Annotated in this window: 17 protein-coding genes; 6 read left to right on the plus strand and 11 right to left on the minus strand. The window is 60.3% G+C overall.

All coding sequences use genetic code 11. From position 1 onward, the window contains the following. Positions 1-425: 425 nt before the first annotated feature. Complete coding sequence (locus PMI01S_RS04575) at positions 426-866, minus strand: hypothetical protein (RefSeq protein WP_084318190.1); 441 nt, start codon at positions 864-866, stop codon at positions 426-428. Between PMI01S_RS04575 and PMI01S_RS04580 the strand changes: the two genes are divergently transcribed. Beyond that, a complete protein-coding gene (locus PMI01S_RS04580; RefSeq protein WP_008024914.1) occupies positions 865-1320 on the plus strand; it encodes a tRNA (cytidine(34)-2'-O)-methyltransferase in 456 nt (151 codons plus the stop codon). The genes PMI01S_RS04575 and PMI01S_RS04580 overlap by 2 nt on opposite strands. 131 nt (positions 1321-1451) lie before the next feature. Here the strand turns inward: PMI01S_RS04580 and secB are convergent, their stop codons facing one another. The 3 genes from secB to PMI01S_RS04595 are packed head-to-tail and all read right to left on the minus strand — an operon-like array spanning position 1452 to position 2654. After that, positions 1452-1943 (minus strand): protein-export chaperone SecB, encoded by a 492-nt coding sequence (secB, locus tag PMI01S_RS04585; protein WP_017336062.1) that lies wholly within the window; start codon positions 1941-1943, stop codon positions 1452-1454. Positions 1944-1984: 41 nt separating this feature from the next. Continuing rightward, the gene (grxC, locus tag PMI01S_RS04590; protein ID WP_010464569.1) at positions 1985-2239 is read right to left on the minus strand and encodes a glutaredoxin 3; all 255 of its coding nucleotides are present in this window, start codon (positions 2237-2239) and stop codon (positions 1985-1987) included. Position 2240: 1 nt separating this feature from the next. Next, the gene (locus PMI01S_RS04595; RefSeq protein WP_084318191.1) at positions 2241-2654 is read right to left on the minus strand and encodes a rhodanese-like domain-containing protein; all 414 of its coding nucleotides are present in this window, start codon (positions 2652-2654) and stop codon (positions 2241-2243) included. A gap of 153 nt (positions 2655-2807) precedes the next feature. Between PMI01S_RS04595 and gpmI the strand changes: the two genes are divergently transcribed. The 4 genes from gpmI to PMI01S_RS04615 all read left to right on the plus strand — a co-directional run bounded on the left by gpmI (position 2808) and on the right by PMI01S_RS04615 (position 7998). Further along, the gene (gpmI, locus tag PMI01S_RS04600; RefSeq protein WP_084318192.1) at positions 2808-4337 is read left to right on the plus strand and encodes a 2,3-bisphosphoglycerate-independent phosphoglycerate mutase; all 1530 of its coding nucleotides are present in this window, start codon (positions 2808-2810) and stop codon (positions 4335-4337) included. 239 nt (positions 4338-4576) lie between these two features. Beyond that, complete coding sequence (locus tag PMI01S_RS04605) at positions 4577-5875, plus strand: murein hydrolase activator EnvC family protein (RefSeq protein ID WP_084318193.1); 1299 nt, start codon at positions 4577-4579, stop codon at positions 5873-5875. Between the two features lie 34 nt (positions 5876-5909). Continuing rightward, the gene (locus PMI01S_RS04610) at positions 5910-7229 is read left to right on the plus strand and encodes a S41 family peptidase (RefSeq protein WP_084318194.1); all 1320 of its coding nucleotides are present in this window, start codon (positions 5910-5912) and stop codon (positions 7227-7229) included. 1 nt (position 7230) lies between these two features. Further along, the gene (locus PMI01S_RS04615) at positions 7231-7998 is read left to right on the plus strand and encodes a divergent polysaccharide deacetylase family protein (protein ID WP_084318195.1); all 768 of its coding nucleotides are present in this window, start codon (positions 7231-7233) and stop codon (positions 7996-7998) included. 134 nt (positions 7999-8132) lie between these two features. Here PMI01S_RS04615 and PMI01S_RS04620 read toward each other — a convergent pair whose 3' ends face one another. From PMI01S_RS04620 to PMI01S_RS04650, 7 genes are all read right to left on the minus strand, one after another. Next, the gene (locus tag PMI01S_RS04620; RefSeq protein ID WP_084318196.1) at positions 8133-8888 is read right to left on the minus strand and encodes a substrate-binding periplasmic protein; all 756 of its coding nucleotides are present in this window, start codon (positions 8886-8888) and stop codon (positions 8133-8135) included. Between the two features lie 78 nt (positions 8889-8966). Further along, positions 8967-9737, minus strand: a complete 771-nt coding sequence (hisF, locus tag PMI01S_RS04625) for an imidazole glycerol phosphate synthase subunit HisF (protein WP_084318197.1) — start codon at positions 9735-9737, stop codon at positions 8967-8969. Between the two features lie 9 nt (positions 9738-9746). After that, on the minus strand, positions 9747-10484 hold the full coding sequence (gene hisA, locus PMI01S_RS04630) for a 1-(5-phosphoribosyl)-5-[(5-phosphoribosylamino)methylideneamino]imidazole-4-carboxamide isomerase (RefSeq protein WP_017336056.1): 738 nt from the start codon (positions 10482-10484) through the stop codon (positions 9747-9749). 42 nt (positions 10485-10526) lie between these two features. Beyond that, the gene (locus PMI01S_RS04635) at positions 10527-10781 is read right to left on the minus strand and encodes a DUF2164 domain-containing protein (protein ID WP_084318198.1); all 255 of its coding nucleotides are present in this window, start codon (positions 10779-10781) and stop codon (positions 10527-10529) included. After that, the gene (gene hisH, locus PMI01S_RS04640) at positions 10782-11420 is read right to left on the minus strand and encodes an imidazole glycerol phosphate synthase subunit HisH (protein ID WP_084318199.1); all 639 of its coding nucleotides are present in this window, start codon (positions 11418-11420) and stop codon (positions 10782-10784) included. Then, positions 11420-12013, minus strand: coding sequence for an imidazoleglycerol-phosphate dehydratase HisB (hisB, locus tag PMI01S_RS04645; protein WP_003218037.1), 594 nt, complete (start codon positions 12011-12013; stop codon positions 11420-11422). Before hisB ends, hisH begins: the two co-directional genes overlap by 1 nt. A gap of 264 nt (positions 12014-12277) precedes the next feature. Next, positions 12278-13942, minus strand: coding sequence for an OFA family MFS transporter (locus PMI01S_RS04650; protein WP_084318200.1), 1665 nt, complete (start codon positions 13940-13942; stop codon positions 12278-12280). 222 nt (positions 13943-14164) lie between these two features. Here PMI01S_RS04650 and PMI01S_RS04655 point away from each other — a divergent pair, with 222 nt between their 5' ends. Beyond that, on the plus strand, positions 14165-14569 hold the full coding sequence (locus tag PMI01S_RS04655) for an acetyl-CoA sensor PanZ family protein (protein WP_084318201.1): 405 nt from the start codon (positions 14165-14167) through the stop codon (positions 14567-14569). The last annotated feature ends 21 nt before the right edge of the window (positions 14570-14590 follow it).

Below are 14590 nucleotides of genomic sequence, written 5' to 3' on the forward strand. Positions count from 1 at the left end.
ATTCAGAGCTCCATGCACCGCTGCAATGCACTCTGACCCGCAATCGCGCACGGCAACTGATCCGAAATCCTGCCTGCATTCGCAATCGAGCCCGTATCGAAAAAACACGAAAGCCCCGCAATCCGGGGCTTTCAGCGTTTCAGAGAGCGTTTCTGTTTCAACTTGTTAAAACCTGGCACGCCCCCTGCAATAGTCCATTCAGTGATTCAGTTCACTACCCGGTTTCGGGGACCTTGGTACAGGCAGGCCGGGGATTCCCCTCTTTACATCGGGCTCACACCGCACTTTTGCGACGAGCCCAAACAGTTTTGGGGCCCTTGATACAGGCAGGTCAAGGGTTCCTTCTTTACACCGGGCTTGCGACGCAATGCGCGAGCCCTCACGTTTTGGGGACCTTGGTACAGGCAGGCCGGGGATTCCCTCTTTTATTGCTCTCGGAGATGGATCTCCAGCCGCCAGCGGTCGTCGACCTCACTACCGGCCCACTCGCCCTGCAGTGGCCGGGCCGCCACGACCGACAGCAACAACCCCCCATCACTCAAACGCACCCGCCAGTTCACGCTCTTGTCGTTAAGCTTGAACTGACCTTTCTGCGCCTTGCCTTCAGCCTCGAACAGCAACGCCAGGCTGCCGTCCACAAACTCACCATGGCTCTTGGGTTCATTGTTGAACCACACCACCAGCCCGTCGCTCGTCACATCGACCTGCTGCAGTTCGCTGGGGTCGGGCGTGGTCAGGCGACCGATCATCAGCCCCACCATCACCCCGACAATCGCCAGCGACCCCATCACCCGCGGGAATAGTTTCGAACGCGGGTCCGCTTGCGGCGTAGAATGCCCGTCATCTTTACCTTCGGAGCCGTGCATGTTTCACGTCATCCTTTTCCAACCAGAAATTCCGCCGAATACCGGCAACGTTATCAGGCTGTGCGCCAACAGTGGCTGCCACCTGCATTTGATCGAACCGCTGGGCTTCGAGATGGACGACAAGCGCCTGCGCCGGGCCGGCCTCGATTACCACGAGTATGCCACCCTGCAACGCCACGCAGACCTCGCCAGCTGTCTGGAAAGCCTTGGCCATCCAAGGGTTTTTGCGTTTACCACCAAGGGGTCGCGGCCATTCCACGATGCCAGTTTCGCCGAGGGCGACGCGTTCCTGTTCGGGCCGGAAAGCCGTGGCTTGCCTGCAGAAGTGCTCGACGCCCTGCCTGGCGAACAGCGCCTGCGCTTGCCGATGCGCGAAGGCTGCCGCAGCCTGAACCTGTCCAACACCGTGGCCGTCGCCGTCTACGAAGGCTGGCGCCAGCTCGGTTTCAAGTAACACCGCATAACAAATGTGGGAGCGGGCTTGCTCGCGAAGGCGTCATGTCAGTCAACAACAATGTTGACTGATCAACCGCTTTCGCGAGCAAGCCCGCTCCCACATTGGACTTGCTTCGACGCTCAGACCGTTTACTGAACGGTCGGAGTCTCGCCCGCAGCCTGCATGCGTTGCAGCTCTTGTGCGTACAGCGCGTCGAAGTTCACCGGAGCCAGCATCAGGGCCGGGAACGAACCGCGGGTCACCAGGCTGTCCAGGGTTTCGCGAGCGTACGGGAACAGAATGTTCGGGCAGAACGCGCCGAGGGTGTGGCTCATCGACGCGTCGTCCAGGTTCTTGATCAGGAAGATCCCGGCCTGTTGCACTTCAGCGATGAACGCCACTTCGCCGTTCTCACCGTTTTTCACGGTCACGGACAGGGTCAGTACGACTTCGTGGAAGTCGCCTTCCAGGGCCTTTTGACGGGTGTTCAGATCCAGACCGACGCTCGGTTCCCACTGCTGGCGGAAGATCGCCGGGCTTTTCGGGGCTTCGAAGGACAGGTCACGTACGTAGATGCGCTGCAAGGAGAATTGCGGTGCGGTGTCTTCTTCGCTGGCTGCAGTGTTCTGTTGGTCAGTCATCTCAGATCCTTTCTGATCTTGGGGTCTTATAGGGAAGGCATTCAGGCCTTGAGCATGGCGTCGAGCTTGCCGGCGCGCTCAAGGGCAAACAAATCATCACAGCCGCCAATGTGGCGCTCGCCGATCCAGATCTGCGGCACGGACGTACGTCCGGCTTTCTGGGCCATGGCGGCGCGCACCTGCGGCTTGCCATCGACCTTGATCTCTTCGAAGGCCACGCCTTTGTTCTCGAGCAGGTACTTGGCTCGCGAGCAGTAAGGGCAGTAATCGCTGGAATAGACGACGACGTTGCTCATATCACTTCACCAGCGGCAGATTGTCGCCTTTCCAGCTGGAAATACCGCCGGACAGCTTGGCGGCGGTGAAGCCGGCCTTCATCAGCTCGCGGGCATGCGTGCCGGCGGTCTGGCCCATGGCATCGACCAGGATGATGGTCTTGGCCTTGTGCTTTTCCAGTTCGGCGACGCGAGCGGCCAGTTTGTCGTGAGGAATGTTCAACGCGCCAACAATGTGACCAGCGGCGAAATCCTTGACCGGACGGATGTCGATCACAACGCCCGCGTCCTTGTTGACCAGCCCGGTCAGTTCACCGGTGCTCAGGCTGCGGCCGCCGCCTTGCATCTGATAGGCGATCAGCAACGCCAGCAGTACGACGAAGATACCGACGAGCAGATAGTGGTTAGTGGCAAATTCAATCAGGTGAGCAACCATCGAAGGAGGTTCCAGGGCGTTAAAATGTCGGCCAGTATACACAGCCACTATGGTGGGCCAAACCCCGTCCGGCGGTGACGCCGTCGGAACTTCGCTTTAAACTGCCACTCCCTTTTCCATTGCCCTCTTTTAACTCAGCCACGAGTGGAATCCATGACTACCACGCCTAAACCTTTGGTCCTGATTATTCTCGACGGCTTCGGTCACAGTGAGAGCCCTGAATCCAACGCCATCTTCGCCGCGAAGAAGCCCGTGCTGGACCGTTTGTGGGCCACTGTGCCGAACGGCCTGATCTCAGGCAGCGGCATGGACGTCGGTCTGCCGGATGGCCAGATGGGCAACTCTGAAGTCGGCCACATGAACCTCGGGGCCGGCCGCGTTGTGTATCAGGACTTTACGCGCGTGACCAAATCGATCCGCGACGGCGAGTTCTTCGAGAACCCGGCCATCTGCGCCGCGGTGGATAAAGCCGTAGCTGCCGGCAAAGCCGTGCACTTCATGGGCCTGCTGTCCGATGGCGGGGTGCACAGCCACCAGGATCACCTGGTCGCCATGGCTGAACTGGCCTACAAGCGCGGCGCCGAAAAAATCTACCTGCACGCCTTCCTCGATGGCCGCGACACGCCACCGAAAAGCGCCCAGTCGTCGATCGAATTGCTCGACGCGACCTTCCAGGCCTTGGGCAAAGGCCGGATCGCCAGCATCATCGGCCGTTATTTCGCCATGGACCGCGACAACCGTTGGGACCGCGTGTCCCAGGCCTACAACCTGATTGTCGATGGCAACGGCGAATTCAACGCCGCCACCGCCCAGGAAGGTCTGCAAGCCGCGTACGAACGTGGCGAGAGCGACGAATTCGTCAAAGCCACGTCCATCGGTGAGCCGGTGAAAGTCGAAGACGGCGACGCCGTGGTGTTCATGAACTTCCGCGCCGACCGCGCCCGCGAGCTGACCCGCGTGTTCGTCGAGGACGATTTCAAGGAATTCGAACGTGCGCGCCAGCCAAAACTGGCCGGCTTCGTCATGCTGACCCAATACGCTGCCAGCATTCCTGCGCCATCGGCCTTCGCTGCCGGCAGCCTGGACAACGTGCTGGGCGACTACCTGGCGAAAAACGGCAAGACCCAGCTGCGCATCGCCGAAACCGAGAAATACGCCCACGTGACCTTCTTCTTCTCCGGCGGTCGTGAAGAACCGTTCCCGGGCGAAGAACGCATCCTGATCCCGTCGCCGAAAGTCGCCACCTATGATTTGCAGCCGGAGATGAGCGCGCCTGAAGTCACCGACCGCATCGTCGATGCCATCGAAAACCAGCGTTACGACGTGATCGTGGTCAACTACGCCAACGGCGACATGGTCGGCCACAGCGGCGTGTTTGATGCCGCGGTGAAAGCCGTGGAATGCCTTGACCAGTGCGTCGGCCGCATTGTCGATGCCCTGGAAAAGGTCGGCGGCGAAGCGCTGATCACCGCAGACCATGGCAACGTCGAGCAGATGTCCGACGAAACCACCGGCCAGGCCCACACCGCGCACACCACCGAGCCGGTGCCGTTCATTTATGTCGGCAAGCGTGACTTCAAGGTTCGCGATGGCGGCGTGCTGGCGGATGTGGCGCCAACCATGCTGATGCTGATGGGGCTTGAGAAACCGGCTGAAATGACCGGTACTTCGATTCTGGTGTAACCCGTCTTAAAAGCGCCGTAAACCCTGTGGGAGCGGGCTTGCTCGCGAATGCGGTGTGTCAGTCGACATCAACGTTGACTGACACACCGCATTCGCGAGCAAGCCCGCTCCCACATTGGTTTTGGGGTGTTTTTGGATGCAACACCGCTCCAGTTATCACACAGCCCCAATTGGGCGTTTTTTTTGCAGCGTGGGGCGGGCATACTAGGCCGTCCCTTTCCCTGGTGTCGCCCGCCTCTATGCTTCGCGTCCTGATAGCCCTTGCTCTGACTTGCCTGCTCCAACCGGCCTTTGCTGACGAGCGCGCGCAAACCCAACAACAGTTGGACGCCACGCGTCAGGACATTGCCGAGCTGAAAAAACTGCTGGGCAAGCTCCAGGAAGAAAAATCCGGTGTGCAGAAAGACCTCAAGGGCACCGAGACCGAGATGGGCAAGCTCGAGAAGCAGGTCGAAGCCCTGCAAAAAGAGCTGAAGAAAAGCGAATCCGAGCTGCAGCGACTCGATGGTGAGAAAAAAAAACTCCAGAGCGCGCGCATTGAACAGCAACGACTGATCGCCATTCAGGCCCGCGCGGCCTATCAGAACGGCCGCCAGGAGTACTTGAAGCTGCTGCTCAACCAGCAGAACCCGGAAAAATTCGCCCGCACCCTCACCTATTACGATTACCTGAGCCAGGCCCGCCTGGAGCAGTTGAAGAGTTTCAACGAAACCCTGCGCCAACTGGCCAACGTCGAAAAAGACATCGCCCTGCAACAGGCGCAATTGCTGGTGCAGAAGAGCAGCCTCGACAGCCAGCGCGATGAACTCGACAAAGTCCGTCAGGAGCGCCAGCAAGTCCTGGCCAAGCTGAACGACGACGTAAAGGCTCGCGACCAGAAGCTGGCCGCCCGCGAGCAGGATCAGGCGGACCTGTCTAAAGTCCTTAAAACCATCGAAGAAACCCTGGCCCGCCAGGCTCGTGAGGCAGAAGAAGCGCGGCAAAAAGCGCTGATCGCCCAGCAGGAAGCCGAAAAAAAGCGTTTACGTGAGGCCCAGGCTGCAGCAAATGCTGACGCCACTGACGCCCCACGCAAACCCGTTAAATCGACACCCGGCGCCCTGGTATCAAGCTCAGGCGAAACCTTCGGCGGCCCTTTTGCTTCAACTCGCGGCAAACTTCCATGGCCGGTTGATGGTCGACTGCTGGCGCGCTTTGGCGAAACCCGTGGCGACGACGCCCGGACCAAGTGGGACGGCGTGATGATCAGCGCCTCCGCCGGCAGTCAGGTGCATGCCGTGCATGGCGGTCGCGTGGTATTTGCCGACTGGTTGCGCGGTGCGGGGCTGCTGGTGATTCTCGACCACGGCAACGGTTTCTTGAGTCTTTACGGTCACAACCAGACGCTGCTCAAGTCTGCGGGTGACGTGGTAAAAGCCGGTGAGTCCATCTCCACTGTCGGTAACAGTGGCGGGCAGGACACACCAGCGCTGTATTTCGCTATTCGTCAGCAGGGTCACCCGAGTGATCCGGCGCAATGGTGCCGCGCGCAAGGATAGGCGTTGAGTCACCTACATTAGGAGTTCGTTCGACATGCTGCATTTGTCCCGTCTTACCTCGCTGGCCCTGACGATCGCCCTGGTGATTGGCGCGCCTCTGGCGTTCGCTGCTCAACCGGCTCCGGCGGTCGCGCCTGCGGGCACTGCTGCGACCACCAAGGCGCCGTTGCCGCTGGAAGAGTTGCGCACCTTTGCCGAGGTCATGGATCGGATCAAGGCAGCCTATGTCGAGCCGGTGGACGACAAGACCCTGCTGGAAAACGCCATCAAAGGCATGCTCAGCAACCTCGATCCGCACTCCGCCTATCTGGGCCCGGAAGACTTCGCTGAATTGCAGGAAAGCACCAGCGGCGAATTCGGCGGCCTGGGCATCGAAGTCGGCGCCGAAGACGGCTTCATCAAGGTGGTCTCACCCATCGATGACACTCCGGCCTCCAAGGCTGGCATTCAGGCCGGCGACTTCATCGTCAAGATCAACGGCCAGCCGACCCGCGGCCAAAGCATGACCGAAGCCGTGGACAAGATGCGCGGCAAGATCGGCCAGAAAATCACCCTGACCCTGGTTCGTGACGGCGGCACACCGTTCGACGTGACCCTGGCCCGCGCGATCATTCAGGTGAAGAGCGTGAAGTCGCAGCTGCTGGAGTCGGGTTACGGCTACATCCGTATCACCCAGTTCCAGGTCAAGACCGGTGACGAAGTCTCCAAAGCCTTGGCCAAGCTGCGCAAGGACAACGGCAAGAAGCTCAACGGCATCATCCTCGACCTGCGCAACAACCCGGGCGGCGTGCTGCAAGCGGCGGTGGAAGTGGTCGACCACTTCATCACCAAAGGCCTGATCGTTTACACCAAGGGCCGCATCGCCAACTCCGAGCTGCGCTTCTCCGCCACTGGCAAAGACGAAAGCGAAGCCGTGCCAATGGTTGCGCTGATCAACGGCGGCAGCGCCTCGGCCTCGGAAATTGTGGCCGGCGCCCTTCAGGATCAGAAACGCGCAGTGGTCATGGGCACCACCAGTTTCGGCAAGGGCTCGGTGCAAACCGTGCTGCCGCTGAACAACGACCGCGCACTGAAAATCACCACGGCGCTGTACTACACGCCGAACGGCCGCTCGATCCAGGCTCAGGGCATCGTCCCGGACATCGAAGTGCGCAAGGCCAAGATCACCAGCGAGCAGGACGGCGAGTACTTCAAGGAAGCCGATCTGCAAGGTCACCTGGGCAATGGCAACGGCGGCGCCGACAAACCGACCAGCTCCAGCGGCAAAGCCAAGGCGATGCCACAGGATGATGATTACCAGTTGGCCCAGGCCCTGAGCCTGCTCAAAGGGTTGAGCATCACCTCTGGCCGCTGAGATGCGCCTGCGGCTGCTCCTCGGCCTGCTGTGCTGTCTGGCGGGTGTCGCTCACGCAGCGCCCGCCCCTCAAAAGGCCTACATCACGCTGATCATCGATGACCTGGGGCAGAACCTGCCCCGGGATCGTCGCGTGCTGGCTCTGCCCGGCCCGGTGACCACCGCGATCATGCCCGACACGCCCCACGCCACCGAATTCGCCCGCGAAGCCCATCGCGCCGGCAAGATCGTCATCCTGCACATGCCCATGGACCCGGCCACGGGACCGTTCGCCTGGCATCCTGATTTGCCCATCGACGAACTCGAGAAGCGCCTGAATGCAGCGTTCAAGGTCGTGCCCTATACCGCTGGCATCAACAATCACATGGGCAGCCGCATGACCGCGCAACCCGCCGCCATGACCTGGCTGATGGCGGATTTGCAGCGCCGGCACAAGTTCTTCGTCGACAGCCGCACCAGCGCGCAAACCGTGGCGGCGGCCGAGGCACAGAAGATCGGGTTGGCGAGTGTTTCGCGGGATGTGTTTCTGGATGATGAGCGCACGGAAGCGGCGATCTTCACGCAGCTACAGACCGCGATCAATCTGGCGCGCAAGCAGGGTTCGGCGGTGATGATCGGCCATCCCTACCCGCAGACGCTGGCGGTGCTGGAGCGCGAGTTGCCGAAGCTGAAAGCTCAGGGCATCGACTGGATCGATATCAAACAGATGATCAGCGTGCGCAGCAACCGTGCAACGGCTGCTCACGGGAAGGATGGCGTGTACCGCTAATCCGCAACACCACAAAACAACTGTGGGAGCGGGCTTGCTCGCGAATGCGGTGTGTCAGTCAATGTTGATGTCGACTGACACTCCGCATTCGCGAGCAAGCCCACTCCCACATTAGATTGTGCAGGTCACCGAGATTAGAGATACCGCCCCATGATCTCGTCCACCACGCCTTCCTTGCGCAGCTGATCCAGCGCGGCTTGCAACTTGGCGACGGTCTCATCCGGCACGTCTTTGTTCAGCGCCAAATACAACTCCGCACTGTTGAAGCGCAGCACGGTCTTGAGCCCGGTGACACCGTCCTGCCGCGCCAGATAACGCCCGGCCGGGTCGCCCGTGGCCCACAAGTCGATTTGACCGCTGGTGAGTTTCTTCGCATTGTCCTGATCGCGCAGAACGACAATCGGGTTCAGCCCTTGCTTGGCCAACGTCTCGGCGATCGCATCGCCTTTGTACGCACCGATCTTGTATTTGCGCGCATCTTCCAGCGTTTCCAGGCTGATTTTGCTGTCCGCCTTGGCCAGCATGATCCAGTCATCCGGGCCAATCGGGCCGACCCACTTGAAGAGCTTTTCGCGATCCGGCAACCGCGCCATCACGAACACGCCATAACCCGGTTTCTCGAGGGCAAGCTTGTAGATTCGCTCCCAAGGGAAACGCAGCGTCAGGCTGTAGGTAATGTCGGCGCGCTTGAACATCTCGCGGACGATGTCCACGGCGATGCCATCGATGTTCTCGTCCTGAGCGAAGTTCTTGCCGTTTTTCGCCATGTTGTAAGGCGGGAAGTTTTCCGTCAGCAACACCAGGTTGGCGTCAGGATTTTCTGCAGCGTGCACTCCATTGATAAGCAATAGAGAGGCGCTGGCGAGGGCAAGAAGAAGGCGTTTGAGCATGTCTGGCTACCGAGATCCATGGCGTACCCAAGAGTGCCCTGAGCCCGCCATGATGTCCACTGGCCTGTATCGGTTTGTTTAGCGCATCACGATGCCGCGATGAGCCATGTAGGCCTTGGCTTCCTGCACGGTATATTCGCCGAAGTGGAAAATACTCGCCGCCAATACCGCACTGGCGTGGCCTTCGAGAATGCCGTCGGCCAAATGCTGCAGGTTGCCGACACCACCGGAGGCGATCACCGGAATACCCAACGCATCGCTGATGGCGCGGGTAACGCCCAGGTCGAAACCGTTTTTCATGCCGTCCTGATCCATGCTGGTCAGCAGGATTTCACCGGCACCCAGGCCTTCCATCTTCTTGGCCCATTCAACGGCATCGAGACCGGTCGGCTTGCGTCCGCCGTGAGTGAAGATTTCCCAGCGCGGAATTTCGCCCGGGCCGGAGACCTTCTTCGCGTCGATGGCGACAACGATGCACTGCGAACCGAAATGCTGCGCAGCCTCACCCACGAACTCCGGGTTGAACACCGCAGCGGTGTTGATCGAAACTTTGTCCGCGCCGGCATTCAGCAGGTTGCGAATGTCCTGCACAGTGCGCACGCCGCCGCCCACGGTCAGCGGAATAAACACCTGGCTGGCCATGCGTTCGACGGTGTGCAGCGTGGTGTCGCGACCATCGACACTGGCGGTGATGTCGAGAAAGGTAATCTCGTCGGCACCCTGCTCGTCGTAGCGACGGGCGATTTCCACCGGGTCACCGGCGTCACGAATGTTCTCGAACTTGACGCCCTTGACCACCCGGCCGTTGTCCACGTCCAGGCAAGGGATGATGCGTTTGGCCAGCGCCATGGTCAGTCCTCAGCCTTTGTACGAATCGCAGAAAGCTTGCGCTTCAGCGACGTCGAGGGTGCCTTCGTAGATCGCCCGGCCAGTGATCGCGCCGATGATGCCAGGCGCCTTGGCGTCGAGCAGCGACTTGATGTCACCGAGGTTGTGAATGCCGCCGGAGGCGATGACCGGAATGCGCGTTGCAGCGGCCAGCGCCGCGGTGAACGGCACGTTGCAGCCCTGCATCATGCCGTCTTTGGCGATGTCGGTATAAACGATCGCGGACACGCCATCGGCTTCGAACTGCTTGGCCAGGTCGATCACCTGGACGGTGCTGATTTCAGCCCAGCCGTCGGTGGCGACGAAACCGTCTTTGGCGTCGAGGCCGACAATCACCTTGCCCGGGAACGCGCGGCAGGCTTCGGCGACGAAGGCTGGGTCTTTCACGGCTTTGGTGCCGATGATCACGTAGCTCACGCCCGCTTTCACGTAGTGCTCGATGGTTTCCAGCGAACGGATACCGCCGCCGATCTGGATCGGCAGGTTCGGGTAGCGCTTGGCGATGGCGGTGACCACTTCGCCGTTGACCGGCTGGCCTTCGAAGGCGCCGTTCAGGTCGACCAGATGCAGACGACGGCAACCGCCCTCCACCCACTTGGCAGCCATGCTCACCGGGTCATCGGAGAACACCGTGGAATCTTCCATGCGGCCCTGGCGCAGACGAACACAGGCACCGTCTTTGAGATCGATAGCGGGAATAATCAGCATCTGGCAAACCTTCAAATTCGATTGTTCAGCTTCGCTCGAAAATCAGTTTTTCTCGAGCGCCCACAGGTCGCTTTCGATGCTTTCGAACCTCTCTTTGAGGTGCGTCTGCACATCGAAAATCGCCCTGTTGTAATAGTGCGGCGCAATTTCGCGGGTAAACAGCTCAAGGATTTCGGCCGCTTCGAACGAACCCAGGTCCAGTTCGAAGCGATCTTCCATGAAGCGTTTGATCTTCTGGTTCGCCTCGTTCTCCTGTTCGGGAGTGAGGGTCAGGATCGGCGGCTTCTTCTTGGCCATTTACCAGCGACCATCCCACGCGGCGAAGTTCTGCAGCAATTGCAGGCCATGGGTATGGCTCTTCTCCGGGTGAAACTGCACGGCGAAACGCGAGCCATCGGCCAGCGCCGCAGCGAAATCGACACCGTAGTGCCCGCCCCCCACCACCTGCCGCGCATTGCCGGCAGCGATGTAGTAGCTGTGCACGAAGTAGAAACGCGCCAGGTCCGGAATGTTGTGCCACAGCGGATGCGAGATCGTCTGCTTCACTTCGTTCCAGCCCATGTGCGGGACTTTCAGGTGTTCGCCGTCTTCATGCAGGTCTTTGCCGAAGAACTTCACCGCGCCCGGGAACAGGCCGATGCAGTCGACGCCGTCGTTCTCTTCGCTGCTGTCGAGCAAGGCTTGCATGCCGACGCAGATGCCGAGGAACGGACGGTCCTGGCTGACTTCACGCACCAGCGAATCGAAGCCCAGGCGACGGATTTCCGCCATGCAATCGCGAATCGCGCCGACGCCAGGGAAAACCACCCGGTCGGCTTCGCGAATCACGTCGGCATCGCTGGTGATCAGGACCTTGCCGGCACCGACGTGCTCGAGGGCCTTGGCCACCGAGTGCAGGTTGCCCATGCCGTAATCGATAACCGCGACCGTTTGCATTACAGAACGCCTTTGGTCGATGGCATCTGACCGGCCATGCGGTCATCGAGCTCTACGGCCATGCGCAGGGCGCGGCCGAATGCCTTGAACACGGTTTCGATCTGGTGGTGGGTGTTGGTGCCACGCAGGTTGTCGATGTGCAGGCTGACGAGGGCATGGTTGACGAAGCCCTGGAAGAATTCCTGGAACAGGTCAACATCGAAACCGCCGACGGTGGCACGGGTATAGGGAACATGCATCTGCAGGCCAGGACGGCCGGAGAAGTCGATCACCACGCGCGACAGCGCTTCATCGAGCGGGACATAGGCGTGGCCGTAGCGACGGATGCCTTTTTTGTCGCCGATGGCTTTGGCGAAGGCCTGACCGAGGGTGATACCGACGTCTTCCACGGTGTGGTGGTCGTCGATATGCAGGTCGCCCTTGCTGACAATATCCAGGTCGATCAGCCCGTGACGGGCGATCTGGTCCAGCATGTGCTCAAGAAAAGGAACACCGATATCAAATCGGGCCTTTCCGGTGCCATCCAGGTTGATCGAGGCTTTGATCTGGGTTTCCAGAGTGTCGCGCTCGACTGACGCCTTACGTTCGGCCATCACCAGCTCCGCAAAATCATTGGGCGAAAAAGGCAGCCATTATAGGGGCGCGGGCGGGAAACAGAAACACGAGAGGTGATATGACTGACGGATAGAACCCCGTTCCGTCGGGGATAGACATGTCCATACAAGCCAGGATTCATTGCGAATGCATGGCTTTTGCCTCTGTAGGAGCCGGCTTGCTGGCGATCCAGACACCGCGGTTATGCAGACAGACCGCGTCATCGTTGATCGCCAGCAAGCCGGCTCCTACAAGGATTGGTGTTAGTGGAACAGGACTGCCGTTTTCTGCAGGGTCACCCAGACACCCCACGCCAACGGAATCCCCACCACCAGCCACGCAGCAACCGCCAACGGCTTGGTGCCCGGCGCCGCTTTCCACTCCAGCACGGTGCTGGCGTCAGCGCCCTTGTCGTGGCCCAGCGCCTGTTCGGCGGCCAGTTCGGTGTCGGTCATGAAGTACTTGTCGGCCACCGGACGCACCAGCAGGTTGCAGATGAAACCCAGCACCAGCAGGCCCGCGAGGATGTACAAGGTGATGTCATACGCTGCGGCGCGTTCAACGCCGATGCTCAGCTGATACTCACGCAGGTAGTTGACCAACACCGGCCCCAATACGCCTGCGGCAGCCCATGCGGTCAGCAGACGACCGTGGATCGCGCCGACCATTTGCGTACCGAACAGGTCGGCAAGGTAAGCCGGCACCGTCGCAAAACCGCCGCCATACATCGACAGGATCACGCAGAACGCCGCCACGAACAGCGCAACGTTGCCCAGATGACCGAGGTTCGGGATCAGCGCGTACAGGGCAAAACCCAGGGCGAAGAACACGAAATAGGTGTTTTTACGGCCCAGGTAATCCGAGAACGATGCCCAGAAGAACCGCCCGCCGATGTTGAACAGGCTCAGCAAACCGGTGAAACCGGCAGCAATCGCGGCAATCGAGGCCAGTTGGCCCGCGTCCAGCTGACCAAACGCCAGGTCAGTGCCGAGCAATTTGCCGGCGAACACTTCCTGCAACAGCGGCGAAGCCATGCCGAGGATGCCGATACCGGCGGAAACGTTAAGGCACAGCACCAGCCACACCAGACGGAATTGCGGAGTTTTCCACGCCACATTCACGTGCACGTGACGGTGGGTGATCATCGCATTCGAAGCTTTTTTCGCCGGAGCGGTCCAGCCTTCAGGCTTCCAGCCGGTTGGCGGAACGCGGTAGGACAATGCGCCACCGATCATGAACACGAAGTAGATCGCGGCCATCACCAGGAAGCTCTGCCACACGCCCACGCTCTCTGCCGAAGCGAAATGACCCATCAAGGCCGCCGCCAGCGGAGCACCCACCATCGCACCGCCGCCGAACCCCATGATCGCCATGCCGGTCGCCATGCCGCGCTTGTCCGGGAACCACTTGATCAGGGTCGAAACCGGCGAGATGTAACCCAGGCCCAGGCCGATACCGCCAATGACCCCGGAGCCGATCCACATCAGCCAGATCTGGTGCGTATACACACCGAGCGCCGAAATCAGCAGACCACCACACCAGCACAGTGCCGACACAACACCAGCCTTGCGCGGCCCGGCGTGTTCCAGCCAGCCGCCCCAGATCGCTGCCGAGCAGCCGAGGAAGATGAAGAACAAGGTGTAGATCCAGCCGAGCATCGAGATCGGCCAGTCGCATTGCGACGAGAAAACTTGCGAGATGAAGCTCATGTCCGGCGCGCAGGCCACTGCCTTGGTCACGCCCAAGGCTTTGGACAGCGGCAGCCAGAACACCGAGAAGCCGTAAGCCATGCCGATGCAGAGGTGGATGGCCAACGCGGCCGGTGGCACCAGCCAACGGTTGAAACCGGGCTTGGCGATGATGCGTTCCTTGGACAGGAACGAGGGCTGGTCGGCCCTGAGGCCGTCCGCCGTGATACTCGTGGTCATTGTGTATCCCCCAATTATTAGTATTGTTCGCCAGCCATTCCCCACCCCCAGCCTTTATGCGCACGCATGACTGTTTTTAAGGTGGAGCTCCATTTTGATGCGACATCACGTCGCAGAAGGACGGACGAACTGGCAGAGGTTACCATTTGCACGTGACAGAAAAACCAAACTGATATCACCTTTTCGCAAGTCGTCTGTTCTCGTACCACTGAAGGAACCGTCATGCCTATCATCGTCGAGCTGCTGAACGAAGCCAGCTATCAGGATCAGCAGGATCTGCAAAAAATCTACCGCGACGCGCCGGACTGGCTGTTCGCCCCGTTTGCCGGTGAAGTGCAGTTGATCGAAGGCTGTCTGCGGGAAGGTTCGCTGATCGGCGGGCGTTTCAACGATCGCCTGTTGGGCGCCGCACGCCTGCAACGGCACCAGGACGTCTGGCATCTGTCCCAGCTATGCGTACGAAAAATCACCCGCCGTCGCGGGGTTGCCGAGCGGCTGGTGAACCAAGCCCAGGCATTGGCGTCCCAATCGGGCGCGACATTACGCCTGCTGGCACCTGCCGGGCACCTTGAGGCACAAGCACTGGCGGCCAAACTGAAAGTGCCGCTGGATATATTGCCGGGCTGATCGCTGACCGGTCGTCCGCTT

The sequence above is a fragment of the Pseudomonas migulae NBRC 103157 genome (assembly GCF_002091715.1).
In the GTDB taxonomy this organism is placed as follows: domain Bacteria; phylum Pseudomonadota; class Gammaproteobacteria; order Pseudomonadales; family Pseudomonadaceae; genus Aquipseudomonas; species Aquipseudomonas migulae_A.

Excerpts from the sequence above, each read along its gene's own strand:
- PMI01S_RS04580 (WP_008024914.1), top strand. The coding sequence starts at position 865 with ATGTTTCACGTCATCCTTTTCCAACCAGAAATTCCGCCGAATACCGGC.
- PMI01S_RS04575 (WP_084318190.1), bottom strand. The coding sequence starts at position 866 with ATGCACGGCTCCGAAGGTAAAGATGACGGGCATTCTACGCCGCAAGCG.
- secB (WP_017336062.1), bottom strand. The coding sequence starts at position 1,943 with ATGACTGACCAACAGAACACTGCAGCCAGCGAAGAAGACACCGCACCG.
- grxC (WP_010464569.1), bottom strand. The coding sequence starts at position 2,239 with ATGAGCAACGTCGTCGTCTATTCCAGCGATTACTGCCCTTACTGCTCG.
- PMI01S_RS04595 (WP_084318191.1), bottom strand. The coding sequence starts at position 2,654 with ATGGTTGCTCACCTGATTGAATTTGCCACTAACCACTATCTGCTCGTC.
- gpmI (WP_084318192.1), top strand. The coding sequence starts at position 2,808 with ATGACTACCACGCCTAAACCTTTGGTCCTGATTATTCTCGACGGCTTC.
- PMI01S_RS04605 (WP_084318193.1), top strand. The coding sequence starts at position 4,577 with ATGCTTCGCGTCCTGATAGCCCTTGCTCTGACTTGCCTGCTCCAACCG.
- PMI01S_RS04610 (WP_084318194.1), top strand. The coding sequence starts at position 5,910 with ATGCTGCATTTGTCCCGTCTTACCTCGCTGGCCCTGACGATCGCCCTG.
- PMI01S_RS04615 (WP_084318195.1), top strand. The coding sequence starts at position 7,231 with ATGCGCCTGCGGCTGCTCCTCGGCCTGCTGTGCTGTCTGGCGGGTGTC.
- PMI01S_RS04620 (WP_084318196.1), bottom strand. The coding sequence starts at position 8,888 with ATGCTCAAACGCCTTCTTCTTGCCCTCGCCAGCGCCTCTCTATTGCTT.
- hisF (WP_084318197.1), bottom strand. The coding sequence starts at position 9,737 with ATGGCGCTGGCCAAACGCATCATCCCTTGCCTGGACGTGGACAACGGC.
- hisA (WP_017336056.1), bottom strand. The coding sequence starts at position 10,484 with ATGCTGATTATTCCCGCTATCGATCTCAAAGACGGTGCCTGTGTTCGT.
- PMI01S_RS04635 (WP_084318198.1), bottom strand. The coding sequence starts at position 10,781 with ATGGCCAAGAAGAAGCCGCCGATCCTGACCCTCACTCCCGAACAGGAG.
- hisH (WP_084318199.1), bottom strand. The coding sequence starts at position 11,420 with ATGCAAACGGTCGCGGTTATCGATTACGGCATGGGCAACCTGCACTCG.
- hisB (WP_003218037.1), bottom strand. The coding sequence starts at position 12,013 with ATGGCCGAACGTAAGGCGTCAGTCGAGCGCGACACTCTGGAAACCCAG.
- PMI01S_RS04650 (WP_084318200.1), bottom strand. The coding sequence starts at position 13,942 with ATGACCACGAGTATCACGGCGGACGGCCTCAGGGCCGACCAGCCCTCG.
- PMI01S_RS04655 (WP_084318201.1), top strand. The coding sequence starts at position 14,165 with ATGCCTATCATCGTCGAGCTGCTGAACGAAGCCAGCTATCAGGATCAG.